We start from the raw sequence: 18,256 nt of genomic DNA, 5'->3' as shown, positions 1-18,256 counted from the left end.
CGGGACGGGATGTGGTCCGAGGGGCCGAGGACGAGGCCGATGCGCTCGTGTCCGAGCGAGGCCAGGTGCCGCCAGGACTGCTCCACGGCGACCGCGTCGTCGCAGGCGATGCACGGGAAGTCGAGGTTCTCGATCGACGCGTTGATCAGCACCACCGGGATGTTGCGCTCGGCGAGCAGCCGGTAGTGGTCGTGCGGCGCGTCCGCCTGCGCGAACAGACCGCCCGCGAAGACCACTCCGGAGACCTGCTGCTGGAGCAGCAGCTCGACGTAGTCGGCCTCGGAGACGCCGCCCTTGGTCTGGGTGCACAGCACCGGCGTCAGCCCCTGCTGGGCGAGCGCACCGCCGATGACCTCGGCGAACGCGGGGAAGATCGGGTTCTGCAGCTCGGGCAGGACCAGGCCGACCAGCCGGGCCCGCTCGCCCCGCAGCTGGGTGGGGCGCTCGTAGCCCAGGACGTCCAGCGCGCTCAGCACGGCCTGCCGAGTCGCGTCGGAGACACCGGGCTTGCCGTTGAGCACCCGGCTGACCGTGGCCTCGCTGACCCCAACCTTCTTCGCCACCTGGGCAAGTCGTCGCGTCACACGTGAAAGGCTAACGCAAGCACCGCAAGCGGCTTGCTCGCCGGTCGCCTCGGACGGCCGGGGCCGCGACCCCCGCCGGGGCGGCGGCCGGGGCCGCGTCCGGGGCGCAGGACGCCCCCGGTCCCCGCCCTCACTCCCAAGTGATCCGCGCGAGGACGGGCAGGTGGTCGCTTCCGGTGGCGTCCAGGGTGCGGAGGCTCTCGACGGTGGCGGCGCGGGCCATGACCTGGTCGATCCGCGCCACCGGGAAGGCGGCCGGGAAGCTCGGGGAAAGGCCCCGCCGGGCCGCGTTCAGCTCGTCGGTCAGCGGGGCCAGCGCACGGTCGTGGACGGTGCCGTTGAGGTCGCCCAGCAGGACCACCCTGCGCGTCGGCTCGGCGGCCACGGCGTCGCCCAGCAGCCGGGCGCTCTCGTCCCGCCGGGACGACGCGAGTCCGGACAACCCGACCCGGACCGACGGCAGATGCGCGACGTACACGGCGACCTCGCCGCGCGGCGTGTGCGCCACGGCCCGCAGCCCGCGCTCCCACTCCTCCGTGACGCCCCGGGGCCGGATGTCCAGCGGCCGCGCTCCGGACAGCGGATGCTTCGACCACAGGCCGACCGTGCCCCGGACCGTCCGGTACGGGTAGTCGCGGGCGAGGGTCCGCTCGTACACCGTCCGGGCCGGCTCCACCAGCTCCTGGAGCGCTATCAGGCCGGGCTCCGCACGGGCCAGCGCGCGGGCCGTCCCCGCCGGGTCGGTGTTCTCGTCGCTGACGTTGTGCTGCACGACGACGAGGTCCCCGGCGCGTGGCTCCGGTGCCGGCAGGAGCAGCGGGCCGAACCGGTACGTCCAGGCCGCCACCGGAAGCAGCAGGGCGATCAGCGCGAGGGCCGACCGCCGGGCCGCCCCCAGCGGAAGCAGCACCACGACCACCACGCCGAGCCACGGCAGGAAGGACTCCAGCAGACTCCCCGGCCCGCCGGGGACCGCCCGGTGGAACGCGAGGAGCAGGGCGGTGCACACGGCCACCCCGGCGGTCACCCGCCCGCGCCTCCAAGTCCACCACCCCGTCGCCTCGTCGGCGCTCAGCCTTCCACCCACCCGTGCTTCCTGCCGTACTCGACCAGTCGCTGCCGGAGCCGCAGGATCTGCTCGCCGGACATCGACGGAGCCGCGCTCAGCATGAGTTCGGTCATCTCCTGCGAGAACTCCGCCGCCCGGAGCACGTCGCAGGTGGGCTCCTCGGCCTCGTGGAACGAGGGCATCGCCGGGCGCACCGGAGCGGGAGCCTGCTGCGGCGCCGCGTGGACCGGTGCCCCCTCGGCCAGTTGGACGGAGGACGCCTTGAGCCCCCGGTCGCCCTCCTCCACGTCGAACTCCACCCAGGCCCCGGTACGCACGGAGGTCTCCGGGATCAGCAGATCGTTGGCGTGCAGGAAGACGTCCTCCCCGCCGCCCTCCGGGGCGATGAACCCGTACCCCCGCACCCCGTCGAACCTGACCACCCTGCCGACCGCCATCTCGACCCCGCACCTCGTCGCACCGCTGAGCCCCGACGACTCCCCTGGATGGTAACTCCGACCGTCGGCAGCACCGTTCGGCGCTCTTCGTCCCGTTGGCGCGGTCCCGTCGACGCCCCCTTGGTCACACGGAGGTCGACGGTCACGCCGAGGTCGACGCGGGCACCTTCGGTTCGGCGGGCTGCTGGATGCTGTCGCCCTTGTTGCCGTTGGTGATGCGGTAGGCCAGCGTCGCGAAGTCGCCCAGCACGCCCAGGACTCCCTTGTTCGCCGGGAAGAGCGGTTTGATCGGGCTGTTCTCCGCCAGGCCGTCCCGGACCAGGGTCTTGTACCGGTTGTAGACCGTGGCGACGTTGGAGGGCTCCTTGCCCGCGGCCTTCCGGTCGTCGTTGCCCACGGCGATCGTGGCCACGTCCATGAGGAAGCAGTCGAGGAGGTCCGTCACGTCCTTCTCCGTCGCTCCCTCCTCCTGCTCCTTGACCTGCTCGTACAGTGCGGTCGCCATCTCCAGGGCCACGTCGCGGTACGCCTGGTGGCGTTTGCGGTCGGGGGAGGCGCCGAAGATGTGCTCCTTCTCCTTGGCGCCCTCGGTGCTCATGGTGCGGGGAGGGTTCTTGCCCTCGAGCCCCGGTACGAGCATGGGGAAGCCCGTGAACGCCTCCTCCTCGTCACCGATGCCCGCCACGCGCGCGGCCATCGGGTGGATGCCGAACTCGTGCGACAGCATGCCGGCGATGTAACCCATGTCGTACTTCTCGAAGTAGTAGCTCGCGAGGTTGATCTCGACCGTCGCGCCCTTGTCGCTGATGTCCGCCGGGGTGGGGTTCTCCATGCCGCGCATCTGCAGCGTGATCCGGCACGGCCGGCCGCCGACGTACTTCTGGATCGACGCGTGCTTGTCGAGCAGCGCGAGCAGCCGGACGGCCTTGTCCCGGTACTTCTCTCCCGCGTGGTTCAGGTTGACGAACTGGAAGTTCTTGAACGTGAAGGGCGCGTAGTCGGCCTCCGCCGCGGGTGCCTTGCCGGCCGCCTCGTCCTTCGCGCGCTGCACCGGGAGACCGCTGCGGGCCACGACGGAGGCGACGGCGGCGTTGCCGGCGGCGTTCTGGAGGTGGAGCATGCCGTGCCGAGGACTCCGCTCCAGTCGCGGCGCGGACGCCGACGGGGTGCGACGCGGCTCCTCGGCGCGTGCCGTGGCGTGCATGCTGCTCCTTCCGGTACCTGCGGGGCGGGGCTCCCCGGGACCGGTATAGGGGATGCCGGGGGCCCGGACCAGGTCCGCAAGGGCAGACTCCCGGGTAGGTGACTGCGCCCCGGCGGCAGCCGCGAGGCGGGCCGTCCGGTGGACCGGCGCCCTGGGGACCCGGCCCCGGTCAGTCGTCCACGACCGCCTGGAGGGCGCGGCCGTAGTAGCGGACCACGGTGTCGGTGTCGGCCGAGCTGAGGGGTTCGAGCACTGCGACGTAGCGCATCATGGCGAGCCCGACGAGCTGCGTGGCGACCATGCTCGTCCGAAGCATCGCGTCCTCGCCCGTGATCACGCCGCCGAGTGCCCGCGCCAGGACGCCGGTCGCGGTCTCGCGGAGCCGGGCGGCGGCGGCTCGGTGAATCGCGGCCGAGCGCACCATGGTCATCAGGGCCGGGCGCGACGACACGTCGTCCCACACGGAGAGGTGGGCGCGCACCATGCGTTCCCCGACCCCGGCGCGTTCGCCCCGGGCCGCGGCGGTGATGGCCTCCTGGATCCTGCCCGGCAGCTCCAGCGCCTGGAGGAACAGGCTCTCCTTCGTGCCGTAGAAGTGGTGCACCAGCGCCTGGTCGACCCCCGCCGTCTCCGCGATGCGGCGCAGGCTGGTCCCGTCGAAACCCCGCTCGGCGAAGCAGACCCGCGCGGCTCCGAGGATCGCCTCCCGGGTACGGGTCTCCCCGGGCCGCCGGCCTCCGGCGTGCTTGGCCGCCGCACCGGCCGCCGGGGCCGTCCCCGCCGTGGTCCCGGCCTGCTCATGGCCGGTTTCACCCCGCTCGCGCATGTCGCTGACGCTCTCCATGCCCCCATCATGCCCGCTCCGACCGCCCGGCCCGAAAACTCATCACGTGATGAACTCACTGTATGCTGAGTTGTGCCGGCCGTCGGAGCCATCGGGCGTGACCGGCCCTCTGTCCACCGTCTCCGACTCCGTCTGCCGGGGCGGGCACTCCCATGGAACGGTTGCCATGTCCGTGAACTCCGACACCACCACCGCCCGAGAGTCGAACGGCGAGACTTCGCACGCCGAGCCGCCCGGTGGCCGCAAGCTCGTGGCGAAACTGGCCGTCGTGGTCGTCGGTCTGACCGCCGCGGTCACCCTCATGCTGTGCGCCTTCGGTCTGCCGTCCGCGGCCGGCGGCCCGCACCACGCCCCGCTGGGCGTGACCGGCCCCGAGTCCGCGGTGGCCGCCGTCCAGAAGCAGCTCTCCGGCGACGACTGGGAGGTCACGGCGTACGACGACCCCCGGGCGCTGACCCGGGCCATCGAGAACCGCGACGCCGTGGGCGGCCTCGCCCTCGGTGAGGACGGCGTGACCGTCTACACCGCGTCGGCGGGCGGCCAGCTGATCGGCAACGCGGTCGGCGGACTCGGCACGGCACTCGCCGAACAGCGGCACGTCTCCGCGACCGTCCACGACGTGGTGCCCTTCCCCGAGGACGATCCGCGGGGGACCGGACTCGCCTCGGCCGCGCTGCCGATGGTCCTCGGCGGCATGCTCCCCGCCATCGCCCTGCTCCAGCTCTTCCCCGGCCACGCCAACCTGCGCACCCGTCTCACCGGGGTCGTCGCCTTCGCGCTGGCCGGCGGGGCCGCCGTGACCGCCGTCCTCCAGTTCGGCATCGGCACGCTCGACGGCGACTACTGGGTCACCTCGCTCGGCCTCGGCCTGGGCATGGCCGCGCTCGCCATCCCCCTGCTCGGTCTGGAGTCGCTGCTCGGATACGCGGGCTTCGGCGCCGGCTCCGTCGTCATGATGTTCCTCGGCAACCCGCTCTCCGGCCTCACCACCGGCCCGTACTGGCTGCCCGACGGCTGGTCCACCCTCGGCCGGCTCCTGCCTCCCGGCGCCTCGGGCAGCCTGCTGCGGGCCAACGCCTTCTACGACGGCACCGGGGCCGGCGGTCCGGCGCTCGTGCTGGGTGTGTGGGCCGTCGCCGGTCTCGCCCTCGTCCTCGCGGCGGACCAGCGCCGGGGCAGGAAGACCGCCGCGGCTCCGGCGGCGTGAGGGAGCGCACCTTCCTCCACACCTCCGCCCCGGGGTGCCCTGTACCTGGCGATTCCGCTGGGGCTGCTGTTCTACGTCCGGTACCGCATCGGAGCGAACACCTGGCGCCGACTGCACCGCTTCGTCATCGTCGTCTACGTGCTCAGCGTGTGGCACACGCGGGGCGGCGGCCGGGTCGGGATGGTGGCTGCGGGCGGTGGCACGGGTCGCCGCCGCGGCCGTCGTCGTCGGCCTGGTCGTCGTGGCCGTCACCGGCCGCGACGGCGGGCGGGACCGCCCGAACCACCCGCCGGCGACGGCCCCGCACACCCAGGAGACGGACTGACGGGCGCCCACGGCACTCCGCGCACCGACGTCGGGCCGGAGCTCGCCCCGGCCCGACGTGCCGCTCCGTCAGGAGGCGGGCAGCTCGCCGCGGACGGTGCGGGCGGCGGTGACCAGGTTCTCCAGGGAGGCGCGGGTCTCGGGCCAGCCGCGGGTCTTGAGTCCGCAGTCGGGGTTGACCCAGAGCCGCTCGGCGGGGATGGCCTTCAGGCCGGTCCGCAGGAGGTCCGCGGCCTCGTCGGCGCTCGGGACGCGGGGGGAGTGGATGTCGTAGACACCGGGCCCGGCCTCGCGCGGGTAGCCGTGGGCGGCGAGTTCCCGGGCGACCTGCATGTGCGAGCGGGCGGCCTCCAGACTGATCACGTCGGCGTCGAGGTCGTCGATGGCTCGGACGATGTCCCCGAACTCGGCGTAGCACATGTGGGTGTGGATCTGGGTGTCCGGCCGCACCCCGCTGGTGCTGATCCGGAACGCCTCGGTCGCCCACGCCAGATAGGCGGCGTGGTCGGCGGCCCGCAGCGGCAGCGTCTCGCGCAGCGCGGGCTCGTCGACCTGGATTACCGACGTCCCCGCGGCCTCCAGGTCGCCGACCTCGTCGCGCAGGGCGAGGGCGACCTGGCGGGCGGTGTCGCCGAGGGGCTGGTCGTCGCGGACGAAGGACCAGGCGAGCATGGTGACCGGGCCGGTGAGCATGCCCTTGACCGGGCGGTCGCTCAGCGACTGCGCGTACGAGGTCCAGCGGACCGTCATCGGCTCGGGCCGCGAGATGTCGCCGGCCAGGATCGGCGGGCGGACGTAGCGGGTGCCGTAGGACTGGACCCAGCCGTGCTGCGTGGCGAGGTAGCCGGTGAGTTGTTCGGCGAAGTACTGGACCATGTCGTTGCGTTCGGGCTCGCCGTGCACGAGTACGTCGATCCCGGTCTTCTCCTGGAAGGAGATGACCTCCTGGATCTCCGTCTTGATGCGCTCCTCGTACCCGGCGGTGTCGATGCGCCCCGCGCGCAGATCGGCGCGTGCGGTCCGCAGTTCGGTGGTCTGCGGGAACGAACCGATGGTCGTCGTGGGCAGCAGCGGCAGTCCCAGGTGGGCGCGCTGGGCGGCGGCGCGTTCGGCGTACGGCTGGGAGCGGCGGGCTTCGGCGTCCGTGACGGCCTCGGCGCGGGCGCGGACGGCGGGATCCCGGGTGATCGGGGATCCCGCGCGGGAGGCGAGGGCGGCACGGTTGGCCGCGAGTTCGCCGGTGATGGCGTCGGTGCCCCGGACCAGGCCCTCGGCGAGAGTGACGACCTCGGCGGTCTTCTGCCGGGCGAAGGACAGCCAGCGCAGGATCTGCGGGTCGATGTCCTTCTCCGCGGCCGTGTCCAGCGGCACGTGCAGCAGGGAGCAGGAAGCGGCGACGTCGACGCGGTCGGCGAGCCCGAGCAGGGTGCCGAGGGTGGACAGCGACTTCTGGAGGTCGTTGATCCAGACGTTGCGGCCGTTGACGACACCGGCGACCAGACGCTTGCCGGGGAGTCCGCCGACGGCGGCCAGCGCCTCCAGGTTGTCGGCGGCGGCCTCGGTGAAGTCCAGCGCGATCCCCTCGACCGGCGCCTTGGCCAGCACGGGGAGCGCGTCACCGAGCCGGTCGAAGTACGAGGCGACCAGCAGCTTGGGCCGGTCGGTGAGGGCACCGAGTTCGCGGTAGGCGCGCTCGGCGGCGTTCAGCTCGGCCGGGGTGCGGTCCTGCACCAGGGCGGGCTCGTCGAGCTGCACCCAGTCGGCGCCGGCCGCGCGCAGGTCGGCGAGCACCTCGGCGTACACCGGCAGCAGACGGTCGAGGAGAGTCAGGGGCTCGAAGTCGGCCGGCACGCCCGGGGCGGGCTTGGCCAGCAGGAGGTAGGTGACGGGGCCGACCAGAACGGGCCGGGCGGTGAGGCCCTGGGCGAGGGCTTCCTTCAGCTCGGTGACCTGCTTGGTGGAGTCCGCCGTGAAGACGGTGCCGGGTCCCAGTTCGGGGACCAGGTAGTGGTAGTTGGTGTCGAACCACTTGGTCATCTCCAGCGGAGCGACCTCCTGGGTGCCGCGGGCCATCGCGAAGTAGCCGTCCGTGGCGTCGGCGTCGACGGCCGCGCGGTGGCGCTCGGGGACGGCACCGACCATGACGGTGGTGTCGAGGACGTGGTCGTAGTACGAGAAGTCGCCGGTGGGCACCTCGTGGATGCCGGCGTCGGCGAGCTGCTGCCGGTTGCTCCGCCGGAGTTCCGCGGCGGTGGCGTGGAGGGCGTCGGCGGTGACGCGGCCCTTCCAGTAGCCCTCGATGGCCTTCTTGAGTTCACGGTTCGGACCCTGGCGGGGGTAGCCGTACACGGTGGCCCGTGCTGCCGCGGCTGCGGACTTCGGTGTCACGGAGATCTCCTTCGCGAGATGAATCCCTGAGATCCCGGAGACGGGACGAGAGCGCGAAGGGATGACGAACCTGACGGACCCTGTGCCGTGCGCGGGGGCACGGACTTCCGTCTGGTGTGTACGCCGACCCGCCCACGAGGTCACCGGGATGTCCACGCACGGAACGTTCCGAGCGAGGGCAGTTGGCAGGTCTTCGGACTCGCGGGCTCGCCCTCCGTACCGGAGGACACCTACTGGCCGTCGCTTCCCGGGCCCGGTACGTCGGACCCAGTGCGTATGACGGCGGTCGTTCCCGCTCACCGCTGCGGGGCAGTCCCGGATTCCCACCGGGTTCCCTCTTGCGACACCCCGCCTGGCGGACGGGGCGAACCAGCTGCTGAGGTCACCCTACGGGGTGCCACCGGGAAAACAGGAGCACCGTCCAGATTCCGGAAGAGCGGGGCAGGCCTCCTCAGGCCGGCTGCCAGATCCGGGACAGCGCCTCCGGGGTGAGGACCTGCGCGGGCGGCCCCTGTCCGACCAGCCGTCCGTCACCGAGGAGCAGGCAGGCGTCGGCCGAGCGGGCGGCCTCGAGATCGTGGGTGGCCTGGACGACGGTGGTGCCGTCGGCGACCAGGCCGGTCAGCAGGGCGGTGATCCGCCGGCGCGCCCCGGGGTCGAGCCCGGTGGTCGGCTCGTCCAGGAGCAGCAGGTCGGACCGCTGGGCGAGGCCCTGGGCGATCAGGATGCGCTGGCGCTGGCCGCCGGACAGCTCTCCGAGCTGGCGGACGCCGAGGTCGGCGACGCCCAGCCGCTCCATGGCGGAGTCGACCACGGCACGGTCCCGCCGGGTCAGCCGCCGCCACGGCCCCCGCTCGCCCCAGCGGCCCATCTCCACGGTCTGGCGGGCGGTGAGGGGGAGCGTGTCGCCGACGGCGCCCCGCTGGGGGACGAAGGCGGGTGGGGTTCCCCGCCCGTACTGGAGCCGGCCGGATGTGGCCGTGATCACCCCGGCGAGGACGCCGAGCAGCGTCGACTTCCCGCTTCCGTTGGGGCCGACGAGTGCGGTCATCGACAAAGCCGTTATATCGGCGCTCAGTTGGCGGAGAACCGGCCGGCCGGGGTAGCCCGCGCTCAGGTCACGGAAGCGCACGCGCTCCTTCGCCGGGGCGCCGTCCGGTGGCGGCAGGGACTTGTTATTGAACATGGTTGTCATTGTAGGGTCATCGTATGGAGTGGTTGACGGCCCCCTTCGAGGCGGCCTTCGTGCAGCGTGCCCTGTGGGCCGGGATCCTGGTGTCGGCGATCTGCGCCCTCGCCGGGACATGGGTGGTGCTGAGGGGGATGGCCTTCCTCGGCGACGCCATGTCCCACGGGCTGCTGCCGGGGGTCGCCGTCGCGGCGCTTCTCGGGGGCAACCTGCTGGTCGGCGCGGTGGTGAGCGCGGCCGTGATGACGGCCGGCGTCACCGCGCTCGGCCGCACCCCGAGGCTGTCCCAGGACACCGGCATCGGCCTGCTGTTCGTCGGCATGCTGTCGCTCGGCGTCATCATCGTGTCGCGCTCGCAGTCCTTCGCGGTGGACCTCACGGGCTTCCTCTTCGGTGACGTCCTCGCCGTGCGTTCCGGCGATCTGGCCCTGCTCGGGGCGGCCCTGCTCCTCGCGCTGGCCGTGTCGGTGCTCGGTCACCGGGCCTTCCTGGCCCTGGCGTTCGACGCACGCAAGGCCCGGACCCTGGGTCTGCGCCCCCGGCTCGCGCACGCCGTGCTGCTCGGACTGCTGGCCCTGGCCATCGTGGCCTCCTTCCACATCGTGGGGACACTCCTCGTCCTCGGCCTGCTCATCGCCCCGCCGGCGGCGGCCCTGCCCTGGGCCCGCGGCGTGGGCGGCGTCATGGTCCTGGCCGCGGCCCTCGGCACCGCCGCCACCTTCGGCGGCCTGCTCCTGTCATGGCACCTGAGCACCGCGGCCGGCGCGACCGTCTCCGCCCTCGCCGTCGGCCTCTTCTTCCTGTCCCACCTGGCGTCCGCCCTGCGGCACGGCCGACGCACCCGCCGCGACGGTTCCACCGTCCGCGGCGCCTCCCTCACCACGCACGCCGCCACGGCCCGACCGAACGAAACCTGAGGCGATCTCCTTGCCCGTCCGAAGAAACGCCACCCTCCTGGCCCCGGCACTGGCGGCGGTGATCCTCCTGAACGCCGGGTGCGGAGGCGAAAACGACGCCGACCCCGGTGCCGGGAGCCCCGCTTCCTCCGCCACCCCGCACGGCTACGTCGAAGGTGCCACCGAGGCCGCCGAGCAGCAGTCCCGGCTCCTGCTCGGCGACCCCGAGACCGGCGACACCCGGGTGCTGGACCTGATCACCGGCAAGGTCCACGACACCGCCCGCGGGCCCGGAGCCACCGCCCTGTCCACGGACGGCCGCTTCGGCTACTTCCACGGCCCCGACGGCACCCGAGTCCTCGACAGCGGCGCGTGGATGGTCGACCACGGAGACCACGTCCACTACTACCGCGCGAAGATCCGGGAGACCGGCGAACTCCCGGGCGGCACCGGCACGAGCGTGCGTGGAGACGCGGGCGTCACCGTGGTCACGACGGCGGGCGGCAAGGCGAGCGTCTACCCACGCGCCGAGCTGGAGAAGGGCTCCGTCGGCACCCCCGCCCGGCTCCCGGGCACCTACGCCGGTCCCGTCGTGCCGTACGCGGAACACCTCGTCGCCCTCACCGGCGGGAGCGGCGGCCCCGCGAGGATCGCCGTGCTGGACCGGTCCGGCAAGCGAGTCGCCGGCCCCGAGGCGGAGTGCGAGGACCCGCGGGGCGACGCGGTCACCCGGCGCGGCGTCGTCCTCGGCTGTGCCGACGGCGCCCTGCTCGTCCACGAGGACGACGGCGCCTTCACCGCCGAGAGGATCCCCTACGGCGAGGACGTGCCGCGGGAGGAGCGCGCGGCCGCGTTCCGGCACCGTCCGGGCAGCAGCACCCTCACGGCGCCCGCGGGCAAGGACGCCGTCTGGGTCCTGGACGTGACCCAGGGCTCCTGGACCCGGGTGGAGACCGGCCCCGTGGTCGCCGCCAACACCGCCGGCGAGGGCTCGCCGCTGGTGGTCCTGGAGAGCGACGGAGCCCTGCACGGCTACGACATATCCGCCGGCAAGGAGACGACGGTCACCGAACCGCTGGTGAAGGACTTGCCCCAAGCGGCGTCCGACGGCACCGCCACGCCGGTGATCGAGGTGGACCGCAGTCGCGCCTACCTCAACGACCCCTCGGGCAGGCGCGTGTACGAGATCGACTACAACGACGGCCTCCGGGTGGCCCGCACCTTCGACCTGGACGTCCGGCCGGTCCTGATGGCGGAGACGGGCCGATGAGCGTGCGGGTGGGCGCGGCGCGTATCCGTGCCGCGCTGGTGGCCCTGATCAGCTTCTCCGTCCTCGCCGCTACGGCGACCGGCTGCGCGGGCGGCGACCGCGACCGGCCTCGGATCGTGGTGACCACCAACATCCTCGGCGACATCACCCGCGAGATCGTCGGGGACGAGGCGGACGTCAAGGTGCTGATGAAGCCCAACGCCGACCCGCACTCCTTCGGCCTGTCGGCCGTGCAGGCCGCCGAGTTGGAGAACGCGGACCTGGTAGTCCACAACGGCCTGGGCCTGGAGGAGAACGTACTGCGGCACGTGGAGGCGGCCCGTGAATCCGGCGTGGCCACCTTCGCGGCAGGCGAGGCGGCCGATCCCCTCACCTTCCACACCGGGCAGGAGGGCGGCCCCGAACAGGAGTCCGGGGAGCCCGACCCGCACTTCTGGACCGACCCCGACCGGGTACGCAAGGCCGCCGGCCTGATCGCCGACCAGATCACCGAACACGTCGACGGTGTGGACGAGAAGGCCGTCCGGAGCAACGCCGCACGCTACGACGGTCAACTCGCAGACCTCACCGCCTGGATGGAGAAGTCCTTCGCCGCCGTACCCGAGAACCGGCGCGCCCTGGTCACCAACCACCACGTCTTCGGCTACCTCGCCGACCGCTTCGGCCTCCGCGTGATCGGCGCCGTCATCCCCAGCGGCACCACCCTCGCCTCACCCAGCTCCTCCGACCTGCGCTCCCTCACCCGGGCCATGGAGGAGGCCGGTGTGCGCACCGTATTCGCCGATTCCTCCCAGCCCACCAAGCTCGCGGAGGTCCTGCGCCAGGAGATGGGCGGCGACGTGGACGTCGTCTCCCTCTACTCCGAGTCGCTGACCGAGAAGGGCAAGGGCGCCGGTACCTACCTGGAGATGATGCGCGCCAACACCTCGGCCATGGCCGAGGGCCTCACCGGCGACTGAACAAGCCTCCCCGCGGACCGGCGAACCGAACACGCCGGCCGTTCCACCACACGACCCCGCGCCCTCAGGGCCGGAGAGGAAAGACACGCGATGAACAGGTCGACACGCGCCAGAACGCTCACCGGCACGGCACTCGCCCTGGCGACGGCCATGGCGCTGACCGCCTGCGGCGGAGGCGACGACGCCTCGTCCGACGCCGAGCCGAAGAAGCAGACGAAGAGCAGCGACGCCGCTGCCGTCGAGAACCCGGTCGTCGCCTCCTACGACGGGGGGCTCTACATCCTCGACGGCGAGACCCTGGAACTGGCGAAGACGATCGAGCTGCCCGGCTTCAACCGGGTCAACCCGGCCGGCGACGAGGACCACGTCGTCATCTCCACCGACAGCGGCTTCCGTCTCTTCGACGCGGCCCGGCAGGAGTTCACCGGCGTCGAGTACAAGGGCGCCAAGCCGGGGCACGTCGTGCGGCACGGCGGCAAGACCGTCCTGTTCACCGACGGCACGGGCGAGGTGAACGCCTTCGACCCCGCCGAACTGGCCGGCGGCAAGCAGCCGAGGACCCGGAGCTACACCTCCGCCGAGCCCCACCACGGCGTCGCCATCGAACTCGCCGACGGCGAACTCCTCACCACCCTCGGCACGGAGGAGAAGCGCACCGGCGCCCTCGTGCTGGACAAGGACGGCAGGGAGGTAGCGCGCTCCGAGGACTGCCCGGGCGTGCACGGCGAGGCCGCGGCCGAGGGCGAGGTGGTCGGCCTCGGCTGCGAGGACGGCGTACTGCTGTACAAGGACGGCGAGTTCACCAAGGTCGACGCCCCGGGGGAGTACGCACGCACCGGCAACCAGGCGGGCAGCGACGCGTCCCCGATCCTCCTCGGCGACCACAAGACCGACCCCGAGGCGGAACTGGAGCGGCCGACCCGCATCTCGCTGATCGACACCCGCACCGCGAAGATGAGGCTGGTCGACCTCGGCACCAGCTACTCCTTCCGCTCCCTCGCCCGCGGCCCGCACGGTGAGGCCCTCGTGCTCGGCACCAATGGCGTCCTGCACGTCATCGACCCGGAGACCGGCAAGATCGAGAGGAAGATCGACGCCGTCGGCGACTGGACCGAGCCCCTGGACTGGCAGCAGCCCAGGCCCACCCTGTTCGTCCGTGACCACACGGCGTACGTCTCCGACCCGGGCAAGCGCCGGCTGCACTCCTTCGACCTGGACTCGGGCGAGAAGGTGACGTCCGTGACGCTGCCGAAGGGCACGAACGAACTGTCCGGGACGGTGGCGGGTCACTGACGTGTCCCGGCCGACGCCGCACTGAAATTCGTTGTCGAAATGGGCCACGAAATAGCCCGTTTGTCGCCGCGTGTCCTCCGTGGCAGCCTTTTCCGTGAGGATAGAAAACGGAGGGAAATTCCGTACCGCCGCCCTCGTCGGGCCGCGGCCCGAACTGTGGAGATGAGTACCGTGGCGACATCAGTGCAGCACCAGCAGCATCCGGGGCACGATCACGCGCACGGTGAGGGCTGCGGTCACGTGGCGGTCCCGCACGACGGTCACGTCGACTACGTGCACGACGGCCACCTGCACCGTGAGCACGAGGGACACGCGGACGAGTGCGAACCCGGCGCGCACCGCGAGCACGCCGGCCACGATCACGCGCACGGCAAGGCCTGCGGTCACGTGGCCGTTCCTCACGGAGACCACATGGACTACGTCCACGACGGCCACCGCCACGCGGCCCATGACGGTCACTGGGACGATCACTGAGCTGTCCCGAAAATGGCGTGTCATAGGTAGAGGGAATGCTCCGGTCATCAAAGGGTGCATTCCCTCTGTCTCTCGCTTTCTTTCATCAAGTATGTGACGCTCCGCGGGCCGTCGTGATCGCTACGCGCGCGACTACGAGTGCGCAGGGTTATGTTTGAGGTATGGCGGGCGAGAGTTACGACGTCATCGTGATCGGGACAAGCCAGGGCGGCAGGTTCCTCCCGATCGATCTGGCCAGGGCGGGCAAGAGGGTGGCCCTCGTCGAGCGGGACCACCTCGGTGGGGTCTGTGTGAACACCGGGTGCACTCCGACCAAGACGATGGTGGCCAGTGCGCGTGTTGCTCAGCTGGCGCGCCGCGCCGCGGAGTACGGCGTGCGGACCGGTCCGGTGTCGGTGGACCTCGCGGCCGTGCGGGAGCGTAAGCGCGCCATGGTCGCCGGCGCGCGGGAGAACTACGTCAGCCGCCTGGCGCAGGACGGACTCGACCTGATCGAAGGGGAGGCCGGATTCACCGGCCCGAAGACGGTCGAGGTCGCCCTGAAGGACGGCGGGACCCGGACGCTCGGCGCGCCCGTGATCGTCGTCGACGCAGGTGCCAGATCCAGGCCGCTGACGTTGGACGGTGCACGGGACGTACCCGTTCTGGACTCCACATCGATCATGGAACTCGAGGAGTGCCCCGAGCATCTGATCATCCTCGGCGGGGGATACATCGGCCTGGAGTTCGGCCAGATGTTCCGGAGGTTCGGAAGCGAGGTCACGATCGTCCAGACCCGGCCGCGCCTGTTGATGCCGGAGGACGACGACATCTCCGACGCGGTCGCCGACATCCTGCGCGACGATGGGATCGCCGTCCTGACCTCGGCGCAGCCGCAGCGGGTCGAAGACGCCGGTGGGGGAAGACCGCGCCTGCTGCTTCGCACGGCGGAGGGTGAGCGGTGGATCGAAGGGTCCCACCTGCTGTCGGCCATCGGGCGCATCCCCAACACGGAGGCACTCGCACCCGCCGCGGCCGGCATTCGCCTGGACGACAGGGGCTTCATCGAGGTCGACGCGTACCTGGAAACCTCCGTACCAGGCGTCTACGCCATGGGCGACATCAAGGGCGGACCAGCCTTCACCCACCTCTCCTACGACGACTACCGCATCCTGCACGCCAATCTGCTCACCCAGGACAAGCTGAGCACTCGGGACAGGATCGTTCCCTACACCGTGTTCATCGACCCGCAGTTCGGCCGCGTCGGCATGTCCGAGCGTCAGGCCAGGGAACAGAACCGCGCGGTGCGCATCGCCAAGCTGCCCATGAGCGCGGTCGTCCGGGCCATCGAGGCCGGGGAGACACGCGGCTTCATGAAAGCCGTCGTCGACGCCGACACCGGGCAGATTCTCGGCGCCGCCGTACTGGGCGCCGAAGGCGGCGAGATCATGTCCATCATCCAGGTCGCCATGCTGGGCAAGCTCACGGCCGACGACATGGCGAACGCCGTCTTCACCCACCCCCTGCTCGCGGAGGGCCTCAACAGCCTCTTCGGCAGCGTCAACGAATAGGCGGTCTCGTCCGGGGCCACTGTCGGCCCGGGCGCTCCGTACCGCAGCCGCAGGCAACCAGTCAGTCCGGCGGCCAATTCGTCAGCTTCATCGGATTCAGCATGATCCAGACGTTCGTGACGCATTCATCACTGACGCCAAATGTGACCATTCCGTAGCGGCGGCCCTCATTTCGAATGACGTATCCCAGTCCGTCAGCCGTGTCGCGTCGCTCCAGCCGGAGAGCGGGCTGTTTACGCATGACTCCCATGAACCACCGGGCCACGTGATCCGAGCCTCGGATCACCTGAGGCGCGGCGTTGACGAAGCCACCGCCGTCCACGCGTAGTTCGACATCCGGAGCCAAGACGCGGAGCAGGTCCTCGATGCCCCCTCCGACAGTTGCGTCACGGAATGCCCGAACTACCTCGTCGTGCTGGTGGGGAGAAACCTGTGCGCGTCTTCCTCGCCGAACGTGGCGGCGTGCGGACGTTGCCAGTTGCCTTGTCGCTGCCGCCGAACGACCCACGACATCAGCAATCTCGTCAAACGGAACGCGGAACACGTCGTGCAGTACGAACGTCACCCGCTCCGCAGGGGTCATGGCCTCGAGGACCGTCAGTAGTGCCATGCTGACGGCGTCATCAAGAGTGACACGCTCCAGTGGATCGGGAGCGAGACGGCTGGAGGTCGGCGACACATTCGCCGTGTCCGCGAAAAGGTCGGCCGGAACAGGCTCCGGCAGCCATTGCCCGACATACGTCTCCCGTCGTACTCGCGCGGAGCCCAGCAGGTCGAGCGAGATGCGACTGGCGACGCGCATCAGCCATGCCGCGGGCACGGCGATGTCGTCCCGTTCCTCCGGCTCGAGGCGGTACCACCTGACGTATGTCTCCTGTACGACGTCCTCGGCGTCGGCCAGGGTGCCCGTCATGCGAAAGGCCAGCGACAGCAGACGATGCCGCTCCGCCATGACCGAATCCAGATCCCTCGGTTCATCACGCTCGGTTTCTCGGGACTCTGCGGATTTCGAAGGAAGGTCTTCCGGCATTGGGGCACCCTTTCCGTTGGCGCGCATCACGCTCAACCTATTACCGGCATCTCAGGATTTTTCACCTCCGTTCACTTCGCACTCAAGCGGTGGGGATCCCCGCAATCGGGTACCGCACGGTGCCCGTCCGGTACGGGCCGCGCGGAACCATGGCGTCGAGGGGCTCCTGGCCGGCCACGGTCACCACCTCACGATCGTCTCCGCGATCGGCCAGAGTGGCACGGAAGAGGTCGTCGTGGTAGAAGCGCTCGGGGCCGGCGATCTCGACCACACTTCCCGGTTCCAGCGTCGTGACGGCCTCGGCGAGCAGTTCGACGACCTCTCCCAGCTCGACGGGCTGGATGAATGACCTCGGAGCGAGAACTTTCCCTTCCACGGTGTGCTGGTCAATGAGGGCAGGAATGTAGCTCTGGAACTGGGTGGCCCGAATGATGGTGGCGGGGATCGAAGCGGATCGCACGGCCTTCTCCTGCGCCACCTTTCCGAGGTAGTACCCGATGTCGGACGCGTCCCCCTCTCCGACGCCGACGATGGAGAGCACGATGTGATGACGCACACCTGCCCGCTCGCCCTCCGCAGTCAGGTTGTTGATCGCTCCTTCGAAGAACGAGATGGCCCCCTCTGCATCAAAGCGCGGGGTATTGAGCACGTTCACGATGGTGTCGACGCCTACGAGGGCCTCGGCGAGCCCCTTGCCCGAGATGACGTCGATCCCGTCATCCAGCCCTCCCGAGACCACCTCGACGCCCTTGCCCTCCAGGCTGTCGGCAAGGGGGGACCCCACACGGCCGCGTCCACCCGCGATGAAAGCCTTCATTTCCTCACTCCGTTCCGGGGCGCCGGTCGCTGCCCTCAGCAACATGACGACACAGCCCGGAGGAATGTGAGGTGGCGAAGCGGAGCCGTCGACTGCCCCGTGTGATTCCACCTGCGAGCGGCTCGACATCGCGCACCTGAACCGAGGGGCAGGCCCGGCTCCGCCTGCCAGGGGCTCATCGTGCCGACAAACGGTTGCGACCAGGCCGGGAGCCGGTGAGCTTGACTTGAAGCGCTTGAAGTATCGGAGGCTGTGAGCATGGCAGGAGCGACCAGGAACCAGGGCAGGGATCTGACCATCCAGGAGATGGCCCGACGATCCGGCTTCAGCGAACCCACGCTGCGCTATTACGAGAAGATCGGCCTGCTGGGCGCGGTGGACCGGGACGAATCGAGCGGACACCGCCGGTACACGCCCGCGATCGTGGAGCGCGTCGAGGCACTGTCCTGTCTGCGCTCAGCCGGAATGGCGGTCAGCGGAATGCGCCGCTACCTGGAGCTGCTCTCCCGGGGAGATGCGGCCGCCGTTGAGCAGCGGGAGCTCTTCGCCTCGCAGGCGCAGAAGCTGGCCGCCGACATCGAACAACTGCGACTGCGGCTGACGTATCTGCGGCGGAAGGCCGACCTGTGGGACGCCCGTGTGCGGGGGGACCTGGCCGCCGAGCAGCAGGCAGTCGAAGACGTCGTACGCGTCATGGACCGATTCATGCTGAAGGACTGAA

17 protein-coding genes, 1 pseudogene and 1 riboswitch are annotated in these 18,256 nt (G+C 71.0%); of the genes and pseudogenes, 9 read left to right on the top strand and 9 right to left on the bottom strand.

Going from position 1 to position 18,256, the window contains the following annotated elements; genetic code table 11:
• From IE108_RS34110 to IE108_RS34090, 5 genes are all read right to left on the bottom strand, one after another.
• A partial coding sequence (locus IE108_RS34110) for a LacI family DNA-binding transcriptional regulator (RefSeq protein WP_189397833.1) occupies nucleotides 1–584 on the bottom strand: 584 nt, incomplete at its 3' end.
• 130 nt (nucleotides 585–714) lie between these two features.
• Complete coding sequence (locus IE108_RS34105; protein WP_162494715.1) at nucleotides 715–1,659, bottom strand: endonuclease/exonuclease/phosphatase family protein; 945 nt, start codon at nucleotides 1,657–1,659, stop codon at nucleotides 715–717.
• Nucleotides 1,656–2,090, bottom strand: a complete 435-nt coding sequence (locus IE108_RS34100; protein ID WP_064730929.1) for a cold-shock protein — start codon at nucleotides 2,088–2,090, stop codon at nucleotides 1,656–1,658. The genes IE108_RS34105 and IE108_RS34100 overlap by 4 nt, the downstream gene beginning before the upstream one ends.
• A 142-nt stretch (nucleotides 2,091–2,232) precedes the next feature.
• A complete protein-coding gene (locus IE108_RS34095) occupies nucleotides 2,233–3,294 on the bottom strand; it encodes a hypothetical protein (RefSeq protein WP_159394645.1) in 1,062 nt (353 codons plus the stop codon).
• A 169-nt stretch (nucleotides 3,295–3,463) separates the two neighbouring features.
• Entirely contained in the window at nucleotides 3,464–4,138 is a 675-nt protein-coding gene (locus IE108_RS34090) for a TetR/AcrR family transcriptional regulator (RefSeq protein ID WP_064730931.1), read from the bottom strand.
• A 166-nt stretch (nucleotides 4,139–4,304) separates the two neighbouring features.
• Here IE108_RS34090 and IE108_RS34085 point away from each other — a divergent pair, with 166 nt between their 5' ends.
• Entirely contained in the window at nucleotides 4,305–5,345 is a 1,041-nt protein-coding gene (locus IE108_RS34085) for a hypothetical protein (protein WP_064730932.1), read from the top strand.
• Nucleotides 5,346–5,670, top strand: a pseudogene (locus IE108_RS34080) (ferric reductase-like transmembrane domain-containing protein); the annotation flags it as partial. It abuts the gene before it with no gap.
• Between the two features lie 68 nt (nucleotides 5,671–5,738).
• Here IE108_RS34080 and metE read toward each other — a convergent pair.
• Together metE and aztA are read right to left on the bottom strand one after the other, a co-directional pair.
• Nucleotides 5,739–8,057 carry a 5-methyltetrahydropteroyltriglutamate--homocysteine S-methyltransferase gene (gene metE / locus IE108_RS34075; RefSeq protein WP_064730933.1) on the bottom strand — a complete coding sequence of 773 codons (2,319 nt, stop codon included), beginning with the start codon at nucleotides 8,055–8,057 and terminating at the stop codon, nucleotides 5,739–5,741.
• Between the two features lie 167 nt (nucleotides 8,058–8,224).
• Nucleotides 8,225–8,446, bottom strand: a riboswitch (cobalamin riboswitch).
• A 62-nt stretch (nucleotides 8,447–8,508) separates the two neighbouring features.
• A complete protein-coding gene (gene aztA / locus IE108_RS34070) occupies nucleotides 8,509–9,252 on the bottom strand; it encodes a zinc ABC transporter ATP-binding protein AztA (RefSeq protein ID WP_079163749.1) in 744 nt (247 codons plus the stop codon).
• Nucleotides 9,253–9,266: 14 nt separating this feature from the next.
• On the opposite strand from aztA, the gene aztB reads away from it, so the two are divergent.
• The 6 genes from aztB to IE108_RS34040 all read left to right on the top strand — a co-directional run bounded on the left by aztB (nucleotide 9,267) and on the right by IE108_RS34040 (nucleotide 15,688).
• Nucleotides 9,267–10,163 (top strand): zinc ABC transporter permease AztB, encoded by an 897-nt coding sequence (gene aztB, locus IE108_RS34065; RefSeq protein WP_064730935.1) that lies wholly within the window; start codon nucleotides 9,267–9,269, stop codon nucleotides 10,161–10,163.
• 10 nt (nucleotides 10,164–10,173) lie between these two features.
• The gene (locus IE108_RS34060) at nucleotides 10,174–11,412 is read left to right on the top strand and encodes a hypothetical protein (RefSeq protein WP_064730936.1); all 1,239 of its coding nucleotides are present in this window, start codon (nucleotides 10,174–10,176) and stop codon (nucleotides 11,410–11,412) included.
• Nucleotides 11,409–12,371 carry a zinc ABC transporter substrate-binding protein AztC gene (aztC, locus tag IE108_RS34055; RefSeq protein WP_064730937.1) on the top strand — a complete coding sequence of 321 codons (963 nt, stop codon included), beginning with the start codon at nucleotides 11,409–11,411 and terminating at the stop codon, nucleotides 12,369–12,371. Before IE108_RS34060 ends, aztC begins: the two co-directional genes overlap by 4 nt.
• A 90-nt stretch (nucleotides 12,372–12,461) precedes the next feature.
• Nucleotides 12,462–13,664, top strand: a complete 1,203-nt coding sequence (gene aztD, locus IE108_RS34050) for a zinc metallochaperone AztD (RefSeq protein WP_064730938.1) — start codon at nucleotides 12,462–12,464, stop codon at nucleotides 13,662–13,664.
• Nucleotides 13,665–13,826: 162 nt separating this feature from the next.
• Nucleotides 13,827–14,138 (top strand): hypothetical protein, encoded by a 312-nt coding sequence (locus tag IE108_RS35015; RefSeq protein WP_079163750.1) that lies wholly within the window; start codon nucleotides 13,827–13,829, stop codon nucleotides 14,136–14,138.
• A gap of 161 nt (nucleotides 14,139–14,299) precedes the next feature.
• On the top strand, nucleotides 14,300–15,688 hold the full coding sequence (locus IE108_RS34040) for a mercuric reductase (RefSeq protein ID WP_064730940.1): 1,389 nt from the start codon (nucleotides 14,300–14,302) through the stop codon (nucleotides 15,686–15,688).
• A gap of 61 nt (nucleotides 15,689–15,749) precedes the next feature.
• On the opposite strand, the gene sigJ is transcribed toward IE108_RS34040, so the two are convergent.
• Nucleotides 15,750–16,718, bottom strand: coding sequence for an RNA polymerase sigma factor SigJ (gene sigJ / locus IE108_RS34035; protein WP_064730941.1), 969 nt, complete (start codon nucleotides 16,716–16,718; stop codon nucleotides 15,750–15,752).
• 82 nt (nucleotides 16,719–16,800) lie between these two features.
• Nucleotides 16,801–17,535: an SDR family oxidoreductase gene (locus IE108_RS34030; RefSeq protein WP_064730942.1), complete on the bottom strand. Its 735-nt coding sequence runs from the start codon at nucleotides 17,533–17,535 to the stop codon at nucleotides 16,801–16,803.
• A 258-nt stretch (nucleotides 17,536–17,793) separates the two neighbouring features.
• Here IE108_RS34030 and IE108_RS34025 point away from each other — a divergent pair, with 258 nt between their 5' ends.
• Nucleotides 17,794–18,255, top strand: a complete 462-nt coding sequence (locus IE108_RS34025) for a MerR family transcriptional regulator (protein WP_064732064.1) — start codon at nucleotides 17,794–17,796, stop codon at nucleotides 18,253–18,255.
• The last annotated feature ends 1 nt before the right edge of the window (nucleotide 18,256 follow it).

Source organism: Streptomyces parvulus (genome assembly GCF_014648855.1).
Lineage (GTDB): Bacteria > Actinomycetota > Actinomycetes > Streptomycetales > Streptomycetaceae > Streptomyces > Streptomyces parvulus.
This window is presented reverse-complemented; position numbering and strand designations above follow the sequence as displayed.